Origin of the sequence: Vibrio sp. A1-b2 (genome assembly GCF_021726015.1) — a bacterium.
GTDB lineage: Bacteria > Pseudomonadota > Gammaproteobacteria > Enterobacterales > Vibrionaceae > Vibrio > Vibrio diazotrophicus.
This window is the reverse complement of sequence record NZ_JAKKCI010000003.1, coordinates 455,830-470,115: the sequence shown is the minus strand read 5'-3', so window position 1 is coordinate 470,115 and position 14,286 is coordinate 455,830. Positions and strand designations below refer to the sequence as shown.

Here is a 14,286-nt window from a genome sequence, read left to right as displayed (position 1 = left end):
AGCACTGATTCTTCTTATTTGGTTAAAGACAATGAGGATTCACTTATGTCTATGAACAAAGAACAAAAACAGGCGCTGATAGATGAAGTTTTGGATGTCTATCCTGAGAAAGCGCGTGAAGATCGCAAGAAGCATATTGCGATCAGTGATAGCTCTGCTGAAGGCACTTGTATCACGTCAAACCGCAAAACACTGCCAGGTGTGATGACGGTTCGTGGTTGTGCGTATGCAGGTTCAAAAGGGGTAGTGTGGGGACCTGTGAAAGATATGATTCACATTTCTCACGGTCCTATCGGCTGTGGTCAGTACTCTCGTGCGGGTCGTCGTAACTACTACTCAGGTACAACGGGTGTTGACTCTTTTGGTACGTTGAACTTTACCACTGACTTCCAAGAGCGTGACATCGTATTCGGTGGCGACAAAAAACTCTCTGCCGCTATTGATGAGATTGAGTCATTGTTCCCGCTATCGAAAGGCATCTCGATTCAATCAGAGTGTCCGGTGGGTCTGATTGGTGATGACATTGAAGCGGTAGCGAAAACAAAGAGTGCTGAAACGGGCAAAACCATTGTGCCTGTACGTTGTGAAGGTTTCCGCGGCGTATCTCAATCGTTGGGTCACCACATCGCGAACGATACTATTCGCGACTATGTGTTGGATGCCGCACAAGAGAGCACTATTGAATCAACACCTTACGATGTTGCAATCATCGGTGACTACAACATCGGTGGCGATGCTTGGTCTTCTCGCATCATCCTCGAAGATATGGGGCTGCGCGTTGTGGCTCAATGGTCAGGCGACGGCACATTACCTGAGATGAAAAACACACCTAAAGTGGCGTTAAACCTTGTTCACTGTTATCGCTCAATGAATTACATCGTGCGTTACATGGAAGAGAAAAACGGCATTCCTTGGGTGGAGTACAACCTATTCGGTCCAACCAAGATCGAAGAGTCTATGCGTAAAATTGCCGCATTCTTTGACGACAAAATTAAGCATCAGACTGAAGAAGTGATCGCGAAATATCGTCAGCAATGGCAAGCGGTGATTGATAAATATCGCCCACGCCTAGAAGGCAAGACGGTGATGCTTTATGTCGGTGGTTTGCGTCCTCGTCACATCATTGGTGCGTACGAAGATTTGGGTATGGAAATCGTCGGTGCGGGTTATGAGTTTGCTCATAACGATGACTACGTGAAAACCACGCCAGATGTCAAAGATTCAACCTTGCTATTCGATGATGCCAGTGCCTATGAGTTGGAAGAGTTCGTTAAACGCTTGAACCCAGATTTAATCGGTTCTGGTGTGAAAGAGAAATATGTCTTCCAGAAAATGGGCTATCCATTCCGCCAAATGCACAGCTGGGATTATTCCGGTCCTTATCACGGTGTCGATGGTTTCGCTATCTTCGCTCGCGACATGGATTTAACGCTGAACAACCCATGCTGGAAGAGCATGAAAGCACCTTGGTTGGAAGAAGCATCAGACGAAGCGTTAGCTAAATCTGCTTAAAGTGAGTTGGAAAGGATTTCCAATTAATGTAACCCGAGCCGGCGTTCACAGATTAGTGGCACGGTAGGAGAATACTCATGACTCAAAAAGTTGAAGACATTAAAACTGGTTATGCGCTATTTCAGCAACCAGAGTATCAAGAGTTGATGGCCAACAAGCGCGCAACTTTTGAAAATGCCGTTGATGCTAAGAAGGTTCGCGAAACCTTTGAATGGACAACAACGAAAGAATACCAAGAGATTAACTTTGCCCGTAAGCACATTACGATTGACCCAGCGAAAGCGTGTCAGCCACTCGGTAGCGTTTTGTGTTCTCTCGGTTTCGAAAAAACACTCCCTTACGTGCACGGTTCACAAGGTTGTGTGGCTTACTTCCGTTCTTATTTCAACCGCCACTTTAAAGAGCCAATTGCGTGTGTTTCTGACTCAATGACAGAAGACGCTGCGGTGTTTGGTGGTCAGGAGAACATGTTTGACGGACTTAAAAATGCCTACGCCTTGTACAAACCTGAAATGATAGCAGTCTCTACCACCTGTATGGCGGAAGTTATCGGTGACGACTTAAACGCCTTCATCAATAACGCCAAACACAATGAACATATTCCAGCGGATTTACCGGTTCCATTCGCGCACACTCCTTCGTTTGTGGGTAGCCATGTGACTGGCTGGGATAACATGTTCGAAGGCATTCTGCGCTATTTCACTATCAATGGAATGGAAGGCAAAGTGACTGGAAGCAATGGCAAAATTAACATTGTTCCGGGGTTCGAAACCTATCTTGGCAACTACCGCGTCATTCGTCGTATGTTGGACGAAATGCAGGTGGAATACTCTTTCCTTTGTGACCCATCAGAAGTATTGGATACCCCAGCAGACGGTGAATACCGTATGTATTCAGGCGGTACGCCAATCGAAGAAGTTAAAGATGCACCGAATTCTAAAGCCACTTTCTTACTTCAACCTGATCAACTTGTGAAAACCAAGAAATTCATTGAAGGTACTTGGAAACAAGACGTGCCAGCACTGAATATCCCTATGGGATTGGAGTGGACAGATAATTTCATCATGAAAGTATCTGAAGTCACAGGCAAACCTATTCCTGAGTCAATCACCAAAGAGCGTGGTCGTCTTGTGGATATGATGACTGACTCCCACACTTGGCTGCACGGCGTGACAGTTTCACTGTACGGTGATCCTGACTACCTATTGGGTATGTGTAAGTTCCTAACCGAGCTTGGTTGCGAAATTAAGCATGTGCTTTGTAACAACGGTGCGAAGCGTTGGCGCAAACAAATGGAAGCTCAGCTTGCTGAAACGCCATATGGTCAAAACGCAGAAGTGTTCATGGGTAAAGACTTATGGCACTTACGTTCTCTGATGTTTACTGACAAACCGGATCTATTGATTGGTAACTCATACGGCAAGTTCATCGAACGTGATACCAAAGCGAAAGGTCCTGAGTTTGAAGTTCCTTTGGTTCGTATCGGTTTCCCAATTTTCGACCGCCATCATCTTCATCGCCAGTCTACTCTCGGCTACGAAGGTGCAATGACCATCTTAACCACTTTGGTGAATGAGGTTCTGGCGAAGCTGGATCGTGAAACAAGCGACTTAGGCAAAACTGACCTTGGTTTTGACTTGGTTCGCTAGTGACAATGGCCGACGGAGTGTTCTGTCGGCCTTTTCTTTATCAGCCTAACAGAGGAAAAGGTTATGGCGAATGTAATGATTCAGTACAACGAAAATGGTGCGCTTTCACTTTACTTACCAAAGAAAGACTTAGAAGAAGTGATCACTTACTTTGAGTTTGATAGCGACAGCAAATGGGGTGGCGAAGTGCGTTTAGCCAACGGGGCGATCTATCACATTGACCCAATGGCAACAAAACCTAAGTTGCCAATCACGGTAAAAGCCAGACGACTACAAGCAGCGTGATTTAGGAGGACGATATGATGATGGACAATACCATTTCCGACCAAGCGGCGATACGCATTGCTTTAGCGTCTAAGTCGTTGCCCAATATCGAACTGCGCTCGCTATTAGGGCTGTTGATTCAGCACCTTGGTGAGCCTCTGACCGAAACCAAGTTAGTCGGTTTGTCTCCGAAAGTTTTTCGTTTAATGGTTGGTTCATTAGGTTCAGGACCAACTCGCAAAGACGTTTCTAACGCTTTGCATGTGCTTTGTAATCCAGACATCAGTGATGTTTCAGCGCCAGAAGTCTCTTTGCAAGAGTCTATCTCTGGACCAAAACTGCGCGTGGCGTTGACATCCAACCAAGGCGAGATGGTCAATGGGCATTACGGTTCGTGTGTGCGTGTTCTGATTTATGAAGTCAATGCAACCCAGCATCAACTGGTTGACGTGCGTGAAATGCCGACCGAGAAAACAGGCGAGGAGCGAGCCGTTGCGATGCTGGATAGAATCCGCGATTGCCATATGCTGTTTACCCTTTCGATTGGTGGGCCTGCTGCTGCGCGCGTTACTCGCGCCAATATCCATCCCATCAAGAAAACTGCGCCTGTAGAGGCTTCTGCCGTGTTGAAGGATCTCTCGCAAGTGATTGCAACCAATCCACCACCATGGGTGAAACGAATTCTTGGTTTCGAAAAGAGTGCCGTTGAGTTTGCGCAATTGGAGCTGGAGGAGAGCTATGAGTGATGTAGCGATAGAGGCTTCTGCACCAATGCAGCTTGCGTATCTTTCTCCGATGGTATTGTCGGACATCGTTGCCAAGCTTGAGGCACAGTCCGACATCAATCAGCAAACGTTGGATAGCTTGAAACTAAGCTATCCTGAACTGCGGTTTACTCTTTGTTTTGAGCAGGAGATGGGAACTCGTGAAGCGTATCTTGAAGCGAACCACTTTGATCTACATTTAGTCTCGCACAGCTTGTCGGGCTGCAGTTCATTGACCTTTGATTTAGCCGCATGCAGTGGTCTTGTGATTGCACTTCGCGATGAATGAAGTGTGGGATCGTTTCATCACAACCTCCTTGTCCGCTTCACCTTGTTTTCTTCAAGCGAGTGTTCGAGGAGGTGACGTTTTGATTGAACGATTGGAAATTGCCAAGCATAGATGTTAGCAATAGAGCCCGTTAGTAGAGCAGCCAGTCAGTCGCATAAATCACTACGATCACTAGAGTGACGAGAAAGGCTAGTATCATCGCCATCTTTTTCATGTAGCCTGATCTATCAAATACAACGCCTTCTTCTTCCCTTATCCTTGCTTCTTCGTCAAAGTGCCACTTAATGGCTAAGTAACCGCCAATGCCTAATACAATTATCTTCAACGCTCCAGCAAAGTACGGAAAGACGTTAGCCCAACTGCCGCTCATCCTCTATCTCCATCAAGTTAAAAATCGGATTTACGGTAGCATAGCCAAAGGTGCATGTTCATTTCTTTTTTGTCGTATCTTCTATTTCACTTTGTTCGTTTTACGACAATTGTTCATTTCATCTCCTAAATAAACTCAATTTATCAATAAGTTATTTTTGGCTTTCTAATTGCAATTCCACTGATTAATACGACATTCAGGGATTGAATGTAACAACATCGTCAGATGTAGCCAGTTGGAGGCACCATGAAGCAGTCCGAAATCAAGCAATTACAAGATGAACCTGCCTGTGAGCATAACTCAGGCAGCAAGAGTGGCTGTAGTCGACCCAAACCGGGTGCCACGGCTGGTGGTTGTACTTTCGACGGTGCGCAAATCAGTTTGTTGCCGATTGCCGATGTTGGACATATTGTCCACGGTCCGATTGGCTGTGCTGGTAACAGTTGGAACAATCGAGGAACACGGGCAACAGGTACAAATCTGTTTCGCTATGGTTTCACCACGGATCTGAACGAGCAGGACGTGATTATGGGGCGCGCGGAGAAGAGACTGCTTCATGCGATTAAACAGTTGATAGAAAAACACGCTCCGCCCGCCGTGTTTGTCTACATGACCTGTGTTCCTGCTCTCGAGGGCAATGACATTGAAGCGATATGCCAGTTGGCGAAAGATCGCTGGAATATACCTGTCATCCCTGTTGATGCCGCAGGCTTCTATGGCAATAAAAATCTTGGCAACCGTATTGCGGGCAATGTGATGTTTGAACGGGTCATCGGCAGTGCAGAGCCACCAGCGAAACCGTTGATGAAGCATGACCCGACACGTCACGTGCACGACATTGTATTGATTGGTGAATACAACATCGCCGGTGAGTTTTGGCATGTTTCTCCGTTGTTTGAACAGCTCGGTTTGAGAGTGTTGTGTTGCCTAGCTGGTGACACTCAGTTTCATCAAATTCAAACCATGCATCGCGCCGATGCGGCGATGGTGGCTTGCGCCCGAGCACAAGTCAACGTTGCCCGTAAACTAGAAGAAAAGTGGCATATTCCCTGGTTTGAAGGCAGCTTTTACGGCATTGAAGATACATCGGCAGCGCTGCGTTCATTTGCTCGTTTAATCAAAGATGAGCGTTTAATCAAAGATGAGCGTTTAATCGAAGATACGGAGGCTTTAATTGCCCGAGAAGAAGCCCAAACTCGAGAAGCATTAAAGCCTTATGTTGAACGCCTTAACGGTAAAAAAGCACTGCTTTATACCGGTGGGGTGAAATCCTGGTCGGTCGTTAGTGCGCTAAAAGAGCTTGGCGTGGAATGTGTTGCAACTGGTACGCGTAAATCCACTCAGTCAGATAAGAAACGCATTATGGATATCATGGGCGAGGAGGCGCTAATGCTTGATGAAGGTGGAGCATCACTGCTTCTAGATACCTATCATCGTTACAACGCTGACATCATGATTGCGGGTGGCCGCAACATGTACACCGCGTTAAAAGCGCGCCTGCCATTTCTCGACATCAACCAAGAGCGTGAACATGCCTACGCGGGGTATAAAGGCATGATCACTCTTGCTCAGGAATTGTGTCGCACTTTAGAAGCGCCGATTTGGTCAAAAGTTCGCAGTGAAGCGCCTTGGTCGCTGCAAACATCATCGGCTAGCGTGTCCTCATCTAATGCTGTTGTGAATGCCAAGTAAGGAGATTCAAATGGTGACTGAAAGAAATGCGAAAGTAAGAAAAGTGAATTCTCCTTTGGTTTCTCAGCCTTTGAAAACCAGCCCTGCAACGGGGGCAACTCTGGCATCACTCGGTTTTCATCGTTCTATTCCGTTGATGCACGGCGCTCAAGGATGCAGTGCTTTTGCCAAAGTCTATTTGATTCAACATTTGCGCGAGCCCATACCTCTGCAAAACACCGCTATTGACCAAGTATCAGCGGTGATGGGCGGAGATGATAACCTCAGCGAAGCTTTGCAACTGTTGTGTGAAAAACAAAGCCCAGAGCTTATTGCAGTAATGACGACAGGTCTGACAGAGATGCAAGGCTGTGATGTGTTTCGAGTGATTGCGGATTTCAAACATAACCATCCTAAGTTTGCTAACTCTCGAATTGTCTCAATGGCTACGCCGGATTTTGTGGGCTCAATGCAAACCGGTTTTTGCGAAGCTGTTCGCAGCGTGGTAAAGCAGCTTGTTCAGCCTCCAACCTTGCGTCCTCGTCAGCGTCAACAGGTCAATGTGCTCTGTTCGTTGGGGATGACGGCAGCTGACATTGAAACCATCAAGCAATATGTCGAAGCGTTTGGGCTTGATGCGGTCGTCGTACCTGATTTATCACTGTCACTTGATGGACATTTGGACGAAGCGGAATACAACGCAACCAGTACTGGTGGTACGTCAGTGATGGAAGTGGAATTGATGTCTGACAGCATCATGACTTTGGTGCTGGGTGATGGTCTGCTTGATCTTGCCCAATGGCTAAAGCAGCGTTTTGATATTCCTTATCAGTCGTTTGGCATGGGTATGAATATGGATGTGGTGGATGATCTCGTGATGACCTTATCCCGCATCAGTGGACACGATGTACCGAGTTGGATGACTCGAGCCAGACAACGGGTGCAAGATGCAATGTTAGATACGCATTTTCTGCTCAGTCGAGAAGAGTATGTGATTGCGCTAGAACCCGACCTTGCCAAAGGTTACGCTGAATTGCTTCTCTCCGTTGGTGGTCGAATTTCTCAACTGATCACCACAATTGATGCGCCTCATCTATCGGATATCGATGCCGATGACATTGTTATAGGCGACCTCTCTGCGATTGACCTGAATAACTTACATCTGAAAGCGGTGATAAGTAACACTCATGCTGCGCAGATGTGTGAACCACAAGTTCCGGTTTTGCGTGCTGGTTATCCTTGTCACGATCAGTACGGAAACATGGACATACGTCAGTTTGGCTATGAGGGAATTCGTGAGCGCCTGTTTGCATTAGCCAATTTGCTATTACGTAATCACAAAGATGAAGTCCCTGTTCATGTCAGCGCTTACCGCTTTGAAGCGCATGAAGTCATGCAAAACGAGATGGCTGGATTTGATTCCAAGGAGGCGCGATGAGCATAAACAAACGCAGATTACACGTCGAACCTAGCCTAGATGACAGTAGCTTCAAAGTGAAAGTCGCCTTTGCGACCCATGATAGACAGACCGTTGATCAACACTTTGGCAGTTCTCTGGGAATGTTGATCTACGGGATCTGCGAACAAGACTGGCATTTGATTGAAGCCATTGAATATTCAGTATCGGATCGTGTTCACGACAAACTACCAAGCCGAATCAATGATCTTGCGGATTGTTCTGCGGTGTTTTGTAACGCATGTGGCGCAGCCGCGATCCGGCAATTGATTGAGCAAAACATTCAGCCAATCAAAGTGCGCGAAGGGTACGACATTCATCAGCTCTTGTCAGAAATGCAACAAGAGTTGCAGCAAGGGCCTTCTGGCTGGTTGGCTAGGGCAATGAAGCAACGTGAAGATGTGCAAACGGCTGAAAACAGTCAGCAACGTTTATCCCAACTGATGGATGAAGAGTGGTAAAGGCACTGAAATTTGAAATCAATGGCTGACGTAACAATGGCTGATGTAATAAGCCATGAACAGGAATGTTTAAATATCAACAAGGAAGAGAATGGTGAGCAATAGAGTAGGTTATACCCAAGGCGGTGATGAATGGGTACCGCAATTCATTCAGGCCATCGACAAACAAAACTGTATCGGCTGTGGACGCTGCTACAAGGTTTGTTCAAGAGATGTGTTTGATCTGGTGGAAAACGAAGATATTGACGAAGACGATGATTATTTTGACGACGATGAAGTGATGATGGTTATGACGCTGAAAAATGCAGCAGATTGTATTGGCTGCGAAGCTTGTTCAAAAGTGTGTCCGAAAAACTGTCAGAGTTTCGCTGCTGCCAATGCTTAGTGGCAGGCTTTCAAGGGTAAAGAATGCCAGTTCCTTACCCTCCTTAGCTACTTAAAACTTAGTCAACACCAGACATTTACAATATGCACCAAGTTGGATTTCGATCACGAATTAAAATCCATCCCGTTTTCAAATCTAACAAGATGTCATTCTGCGAAAATTATGGGTCACATTTTTTAAGTGATCCGTCGATATCCCTGATTATATCAAGGACAAAAGTATGACATTCATTTATATTTTCTAGCCTTATAGTTTAGGTGAGATTGCTAGTTTTCGTATGGATATGTCAGGTGACGATGCAAGAGTCAATTTGCGTCAGGCTTTGTTAGGTATTGCTCAAGCGTTAGACGCGATCGAGCATGAAGTCCCTTACCATGGCTACAACGTGGCATATATTGCCTATCGGTGTGCGGTATTTATGGGGTGGGATGAAGAACAGGCTCAGTTAGCTTTTTCAATAGGGCTAATGCATGACTGTGGTGGCACACAATCGACTAATCTTTTACCTCTGTTTCCACACTGTTTAACTGGCAGTTTTTCCCGCCATTGTGAAAAAGGCTATATGTTGCTGAAAGAGTGTCAGCCGTTGTCTTGTTTTGCCACGCCAATTTTATACCACCATACTCCTTGGCAAGAGTTGAGAAATCTGCCGTTATCCGATACCGATAAACAACTGGCTTCTCTGATCTTTTTAGCCAACCGTTTAGATCATCTCTACCGTCTTCATAAGAAAGACAAATTTGGTAATCTTTCCGCTGTCGAGAAAAAAGCGATTTGTGATGAGCTGATCCATCATGCAGATACTGTGTTTGAACCGAATATGGTCCAGCACATGACGGAGCTGGTGGATAAAGACGATTTCTGGTTTGCAATGAAGCCAAGGTACATTGAGGAAATGTACTTTCGAATGCAGCCTGTGCCGTTTTTTTCTGGCCGCGTCGATTTGGATGGCACCATAGAGATCGCTGAATTTTTTGCAAAAATTGTTGATGCAAAAAGCTCTTTCACTTTCCAGCATTCGTTGAAAGTGGCTCAGCTGGCTCAGTTCATCTCTAAGCAGCTTGGGTATTCTCCTAAAGTGCAGAAGATGTTGTATCTGACAGGATTAGTGCACGATATCGGAAAACTTTATACGCCGGATCCAGTATTGCACAAAGCAGGTAAGCTGACTTCCGAAGAGTATACCTGCATTAAGAGCCATGCCACGGACACACGCTTTATCCTGCAAGCTATTTTCCGCTCTCAGCGTATTCTCGAATGGGCATCCAACCACCATGAACGTTTGGATGGTTCGGGCTATCCGTTAGGTAAAATGGCAGATCAACTCGATAGGCCAAGCCGGATTATTGCTGTTTCGGACGTGTTTCAAGCTCTCACTCAATCACGACCTTACCGAGCGGGAATGCCGTTGGAAGAAGCTTTGGGGATAGTTCGTTCACTCGTTGATAATAATCAGTTAGATAGAGAAATTTTTGAGTGTCTGGAACGCCACTCTCACGAGTGTTATCAGCTATCTATTGGCGAACAGGACGAAATTATCGATTATGTGCCAGCCTTAACAGTTGGTGAAAAGTGATCGAACCTAAGTTTAACCACTAGCCATTGTTCTACTATATTTTCATTAGGGTTGTAGTATTCAACTGAAACAGTAGAAACGAGCTGCATATGATGAGTCCTGTCAAAATAGAGTGGCATGTTAACTTAAGGCAAACATTCTTTTGTATCGCGAGAGCGCTAGATTCAATTGGTATTGATGATATCAATCACGGTCATCGTGTAGGCTACATGGCCTACGCTTGTGCTAAAGCGATGGAATGGAGTGAAGAAGAGTGCCAGTTGGTATTCTCACTTGGCTTAATTCATGACTGCGGTGTCGCGCAAAAACGTGATTTCTATAATTTGCTTGAGAATATGCAGCCCGACAATGTTCGTCAGCACTGTGTGCGAGGATACGAACTCCTTTCTCAATGCCCACCATTGGCTCTTTTTGCCGATACTATCTTGTACCACCATACCCCTTGGGAAGAGTTAAAGCACATTGATATCCCAGACAGAGATAAGCGTTTTGCTGCGCTGATATTTCTCGCCGACCGGGTCGATTATCTTAAAGAGCTCTACCCAAGAGATGAGTTCAGCAATGTCACTCAGGAAGCTCGTAATGAAGTGTGTCTTGAAATTGGGCGGCTCAGTGGCACCTTGTTTGAGAGGGATTTGGTGCGTCAAATGCAAAGCCTGTTGAGCAAAGAATTCATCTGGTTCTCGATGGAGTATCATCACATCGAAGCATTGAGCCAAAGTCTACCTTCAACGCCATTTTTCGAGCAAAAGTTAGAAGTAGGCGATGTAGTGGCGATTGCAATGCTGATGGCAAATATCGTCGATGCGAAGAGCCAGTTCACTTTTTATCACTCTCAGAAAGTCGCCGAGATTTGTCACAGTTTGGCTCGGCAGTTGGGGTTGAATTCTGAGATGCAAAAAGCGCTGTATTTAACAGGGCTGGTACACGATATTGGCAAGCTACACACGCCGGAGGATATCCTACATAAACCGGGTAAACTCAATGAGAGTGAATACCTCTGTATTCAGCGTCATTCAACGGATTCACGCTATACATTGCAAATGATGTTTGGACAGTCTGCTGTTTGTGAATGGGCGGCGAATCACCATGAGCGTTTAGATGGTTCGGGATACCCGAGAGGTTTGCAAGGCGCAGAAATTGATTTACCTTCACGTATCATTGCGGTAGCGGATGTGTTTCAGGCTTTAACTCAAGCGCGGCCTTACCGAGGAAGAATGACCCTTGAAGAAGTGATGCAAATTATGTCTCACGAAGTGAGCTGCGGGCGATTGGACAGCAAAGTGTTGGATGTATTGGTGAAGAACGAGAAAGAGTATTACGAGCTCTCTATTCAAGAGAGCTCGCCTGGTTGGGTTAGTGCCCCTTAACGTATTCTCTAAAGCGTGCTTTAGTTTCTGCGTCAGCTTTGTTGTACCAGAAGTGCAGCATTTCTTCTGCTGTCGAATCTGCGGCTATTGGCTGGCTGATAGCCATTGAAGCAGCACTTTTATCAGCAATAGAAGCCACGGCACCTGTTTGGTTGTATTCTTTGGTTTCTTGATAGAAATTGCGGCCGAGCTGCATACCTTCTTTGATTAAACGATCTTGGTCAATGCTGATTGCTGAGCCACTTTTATCCACCAAAGACCAGTCAAAAGATTTAATCTTTTCTTGCGCCATTTTGGCATCGCGATACTCAGGCAATGAGAAAACCAATTCTTTATCTTGTGCAGTAAATTTAGCGATCACAACATCGCTCGCCACACCTACACGGTCATCACCTTCCGTAAAATAGGGTTCAAAACGGAATACGATCTGATTTTGTCCATCTTCCAATTCAACGCTTTTGGTTGAAGAAAACAAACTTCCAGACATTGCCGGTTTTTCACCATTCACAACAAGTAAATCAACAGAGCTAGGAACTTCGATGGTGACTTTAGCGGCCGCTGACGCGCTAAAAGCGAGGGCGAGAATATACGAGAGTGGTTTGATTAATTTCATTTTGTTTGTCCTTGAAGCCAACTTGCGGAAATACGCAAACTACTTGCAGTAACAGCAGAACCAATAACGAGGAACGCCGCTGGCATCGCTGTACATTCAAATAGGAAGGATATAGAGGGTGCCGATAGATGGCGGGAAATGCAAGTCATCATCTGTGAGTAACATAAGAATTGCGATTAATTATAAATCTGCATTTATTTTGCAACATTCTCACTCAGTGAGAATGTAATGCTTTAATTTGGGTGGGATTCTCGATATATAAGAATTTGAGTTTGAGGCGTTTACTGATAAAGGCTAAAACAATCCCATGAATGAATTAAAACTGTCTACGAATCAGGTCAACGAAAAGTCACTCCAGCTATTAATGCAAGTGGCGGTGAATAGTGAACCTGTTTCAGCGAAAACGCTGAGTGAACAATTGCAAGTCCCTTTGAGTAGTCTTTACCGACACTTAAAGTTGCTGAAAGAGTGGAGTTTGATTGAGGAAAGTCCATACGACAAAACCTTGATCATCGGTCCGGCTGCTTTGCTGTTAATGCATAGTTACGAGACCAGCCAACACAATTTAGACGAAGTTGATGCGGTGTTAACACGCTTGCAAAAACAGACAGGTGAAATGGCTGCATTCATGGTGCCGGTAGGTTACAGAGCACTGTGTGTCATCCAGAAAGAAAGTATGCAGGCGCTCCGATGCAGCTACGTCCAGGGTCAAAGTCAACCCCTGCTTCGTGGCGCCTCATCCAAAGCTATGCTGGCTTTTATGCCAACTCAGCGTTGTGAAAAGATATTGCGACACTTCGGGCAAGAAGAGCAATTGGACAAGTGGCAAGTTGAGTTGGAGAAAATTCGGCAACGAGGATATGCCGTGAGTACTTCTGAGATTGATCCGGGCGTTTCTGGGATCAGTGCTCCGGTGATGAAAGGAAGCAAATTGATTGGCGCGATTACAGTTATGGCTCCAGCCCATCGCGTTGACGCTAATAAACAGCGAATCATTTTGCATGTGTTACAGGCCGCTCGCGCGTTGCCACCTGAGAGGTAATCATCATGTTGAGTTTATTCAAACGTTACCGTATGAACCGCAGTTCGGTGCATACATTCTCTCCGTTCACTTTTCTAACCGTTTGTGAACGTGTAAAGCCTATGACACAGGTAGAGTTTGAATTTGCTCAGCAGAGTTTGGAGTTGTCTTCAGAGTGGCTTTACAAACAGCAATCTAATCTTAACTACAGTGATGCTGGTCATTTCGTGGTTCAAGATCATCAGGATGTTGTTTATCAAGAGTTGCTCAGCCGACACTTTGCGTTGTGCTCTGTCCCGGTGGCTTTGGCAAACTGCCATGAGCTGATCCTCAAAGCGATGCCAGTGCTTGCGTTGGATAACGAAGAGATTGGTGTGATTCATATTGGTCACGGATTTGAGCTGAAGCAATCGCTTGAGCCAACTTTGGGCTCTGCGTTTCACTTTATGTTGTCGCGTTTTCAAAATACCAGAGCTTTCTTTATTGGCGCAGATCTCAAGCGTACTGCTTCTCAAGTATTGGAGTATGCCGAGGATCTCGGTTGTGATTGGCTAAGCTCTGACGAATGCAGTTTTCGTCATCGCACACAGTTGAAAAACCAGCTTAACCACTTTATGGATCACTGCGATCAACTGGTGGTGAATATCGATTTGGCGTCATTGGTGCCAAGTACTGGGTTGTCCGATGATGACGTGCTCGATAATCAGATGGTTTTGCGTATTTTAAGACATGCGATTTTGTCTAAAAAAGTGAAGATGGTTCAGTTGGTTGGCTCGAAAGATAAGTTGATCTACTCAAAACAAACCAAAGAGATTGTTGATGAGCTTTGTTCGCTCTCTCCGGACATTATTCATGCTGCTTAATTAGCGACTGCAACATTAGCAA

General features: G+C 45.6%; 15 protein-coding genes. 13 read left to right on the top strand and 2 right to left on the bottom strand.

The features are described 5' to 3' along the window. Positions 1-45 precede the first annotated feature (45 nt). From nifD to L3V23_RS09655, 5 genes are all read left to right on the top strand, one after another. Positions 46-1,512, top strand: coding sequence for a nitrogenase molybdenum-iron protein alpha chain (gene nifD / locus L3V23_RS09675; RefSeq protein WP_102965080.1), 1,467 nt, complete (start codon positions 46-48; stop codon positions 1,510-1,512). A 77-nt stretch (positions 1,513-1,589) separates the two neighbouring features. After that, positions 1,590-3,161, top strand: coding sequence for a nitrogenase molybdenum-iron protein subunit beta (gene nifK, locus L3V23_RS09670; RefSeq protein ID WP_102965081.1), 1,572 nt, complete (start codon positions 1,590-1,592; stop codon positions 3,159-3,161). A 63-nt stretch (positions 3,162-3,224) separates the two neighbouring features. Further along, positions 3,225-3,446 carry a putative nitrogen fixation protein NifT gene (gene nifT / locus L3V23_RS09665; RefSeq protein ID WP_102939849.1) on the top strand — a complete coding sequence of 74 codons (222 nt, stop codon included), beginning with the start codon at positions 3,225-3,227 and terminating at the stop codon, positions 3,444-3,446. A 14-nt stretch (positions 3,447-3,460) separates the two neighbouring features. Next, complete coding sequence (locus tag L3V23_RS09660; RefSeq protein ID WP_237292267.1) at positions 3,461-4,171, top strand: NifB/NifX family molybdenum-iron cluster-binding protein; 711 nt, start codon at positions 3,461-3,463, stop codon at positions 4,169-4,171. Further along, the gene (locus L3V23_RS09655; RefSeq protein WP_102965082.1) at positions 4,164-4,478 is read left to right on the top strand and encodes a hypothetical protein; all 315 of its coding nucleotides are present in this window, start codon (positions 4,164-4,166) and stop codon (positions 4,476-4,478) included. The genes L3V23_RS09660 and L3V23_RS09655 overlap by 8 nt, the downstream gene beginning before the upstream one ends. A gap of 130 nt (positions 4,479-4,608) precedes the next feature. On the opposite strand, the gene L3V23_RS09650 is transcribed toward L3V23_RS09655, so the two are convergent. Beyond that, positions 4,609-4,848, bottom strand: coding sequence for a hypothetical protein (locus L3V23_RS09650; RefSeq protein ID WP_102965083.1), 240 nt, complete (start codon positions 4,846-4,848; stop codon positions 4,609-4,611). A 246-nt stretch (positions 4,849-5,094) separates the two neighbouring features. Here L3V23_RS09650 and nifE point away from each other — a divergent pair, with 246 nt between their 5' ends. From nifE to L3V23_RS09620, 6 genes are all read left to right on the top strand, one after another. Beyond that, positions 5,095-6,540 (top strand): nitrogenase iron-molybdenum cofactor biosynthesis protein NifE, encoded by a 1,446-nt coding sequence (nifE, locus tag L3V23_RS09645; protein WP_102965084.1) that lies wholly within the window; start codon positions 5,095-5,097, stop codon positions 6,538-6,540. A 10-nt stretch (positions 6,541-6,550) separates the two neighbouring features. Continuing rightward, complete coding sequence (gene nifN / locus L3V23_RS09640) at positions 6,551-7,957, top strand: nitrogenase iron-molybdenum cofactor biosynthesis protein NifN (protein ID WP_102965085.1); 1,407 nt, start codon at positions 6,551-6,553, stop codon at positions 7,955-7,957. Continuing rightward, a complete protein-coding gene (locus L3V23_RS09635) occupies positions 7,954-8,436 on the top strand; it encodes a NifB/NifX family molybdenum-iron cluster-binding protein (RefSeq protein WP_102965086.1) in 483 nt (160 codons plus the stop codon). The genes nifN and L3V23_RS09635 overlap by 4 nt, the downstream gene beginning before the upstream one ends. A gap of 94 nt (positions 8,437-8,530) precedes the next feature. Then, positions 8,531-8,821, top strand: coding sequence for a ferredoxin III, nif-specific (gene fdxB / locus L3V23_RS09630; RefSeq protein WP_102939844.1), 291 nt, complete (start codon positions 8,531-8,533; stop codon positions 8,819-8,821). Positions 8,822-9,098: 277 nt separating this feature from the next. Then, a complete protein-coding gene (locus L3V23_RS09625) occupies positions 9,099-10,397 on the top strand; it encodes an HD domain-containing phosphohydrolase (RefSeq protein WP_102965088.1) in 1,299 nt (432 codons plus the stop codon). Between the two features lie 92 nt (positions 10,398-10,489). Then, positions 10,490-11,767, top strand: a complete 1,278-nt coding sequence (locus L3V23_RS09620; RefSeq protein ID WP_102965310.1) for an HD-GYP domain-containing protein — start codon at positions 10,490-10,492, stop codon at positions 11,765-11,767. Here L3V23_RS09620 and L3V23_RS09615 read toward each other — a convergent pair. Then, on the bottom strand, positions 11,754-12,380 hold the full coding sequence (locus tag L3V23_RS09615) for a DUF2057 family protein (protein ID WP_237292266.1): 627 nt from the start codon (positions 12,378-12,380) through the stop codon (positions 11,754-11,756). The two genes, L3V23_RS09620 and L3V23_RS09615, sit on opposite strands and share 14 nt — an antisense overlap. Positions 12,381-12,687: 307 nt before the next feature. On the opposite strand from L3V23_RS09615, the gene L3V23_RS09610 reads away from it, so the two are divergent. Then, the gene (locus tag L3V23_RS09610; protein ID WP_042479490.1) at positions 12,688-13,422 is read left to right on the top strand and encodes an IclR family transcriptional regulator; all 735 of its coding nucleotides are present in this window, start codon (positions 12,688-12,690) and stop codon (positions 13,420-13,422) included. A 5-nt stretch (positions 13,423-13,427) separates the two neighbouring features. Continuing rightward, positions 13,428-14,264 (top strand): arginase, encoded by an 837-nt coding sequence (locus L3V23_RS09605; RefSeq protein ID WP_237292265.1) that lies wholly within the window; start codon positions 13,428-13,430, stop codon positions 14,262-14,264. Positions 14,265-14,286: the final 22 nt, after the last annotated feature.

Excerpts from the sequence above, each read along its gene's own strand:
- nifD (WP_102965080.1), top strand. The coding sequence starts at position 46 with ATGTCTATGAACAAAGAACAAAAACAGGCGCTGATAGATGAAGTTTTG.
- nifK (WP_102965081.1), top strand. The coding sequence starts at position 1,590 with ATGACTCAAAAAGTTGAAGACATTAAAACTGGTTATGCGCTATTTCAG.
- nifT (WP_102939849.1), top strand. The coding sequence starts at position 3,225 with ATGGCGAATGTAATGATTCAGTACAACGAAAATGGTGCGCTTTCACTT.
- L3V23_RS09660 (WP_237292267.1), top strand. The coding sequence starts at position 3,461 with ATGATGATGGACAATACCATTTCCGACCAAGCGGCGATACGCATTGCT.
- L3V23_RS09655 (WP_102965082.1), top strand. The coding sequence starts at position 4,164 with ATGAGTGATGTAGCGATAGAGGCTTCTGCACCAATGCAGCTTGCGTAT.
- L3V23_RS09650 (WP_102965083.1), bottom strand. The coding sequence starts at position 4,848 with ATGAGCGGCAGTTGGGCTAACGTCTTTCCGTACTTTGCTGGAGCGTTG.
- nifE (WP_102965084.1), top strand. The coding sequence starts at position 5,095 with ATGAAGCAGTCCGAAATCAAGCAATTACAAGATGAACCTGCCTGTGAG.
- nifN (WP_102965085.1), top strand. The coding sequence starts at position 6,551 with ATGGTGACTGAAAGAAATGCGAAAGTAAGAAAAGTGAATTCTCCTTTG.
- L3V23_RS09635 (WP_102965086.1), top strand. The coding sequence starts at position 7,954 with ATGAGCATAAACAAACGCAGATTACACGTCGAACCTAGCCTAGATGAC.
- L3V23_RS09625 (WP_102965088.1), top strand. The coding sequence starts at position 9,099 with ATGGATATGTCAGGTGACGATGCAAGAGTCAATTTGCGTCAGGCTTTG.
- L3V23_RS09620 (WP_102965310.1), top strand. The coding sequence starts at position 10,490 with ATGAGTCCTGTCAAAATAGAGTGGCATGTTAACTTAAGGCAAACATTC.
- L3V23_RS09615 (WP_237292266.1), bottom strand. The coding sequence starts at position 12,380 with ATGAAATTAATCAAACCACTCTCGTATATTCTCGCCCTCGCTTTTAGC.
- L3V23_RS09610 (WP_042479490.1), top strand. The coding sequence starts at position 12,688 with ATGAATGAATTAAAACTGTCTACGAATCAGGTCAACGAAAAGTCACTC.
- L3V23_RS09605 (WP_237292265.1), top strand. The coding sequence starts at position 13,428 with ATGTTGAGTTTATTCAAACGTTACCGTATGAACCGCAGTTCGGTGCAT.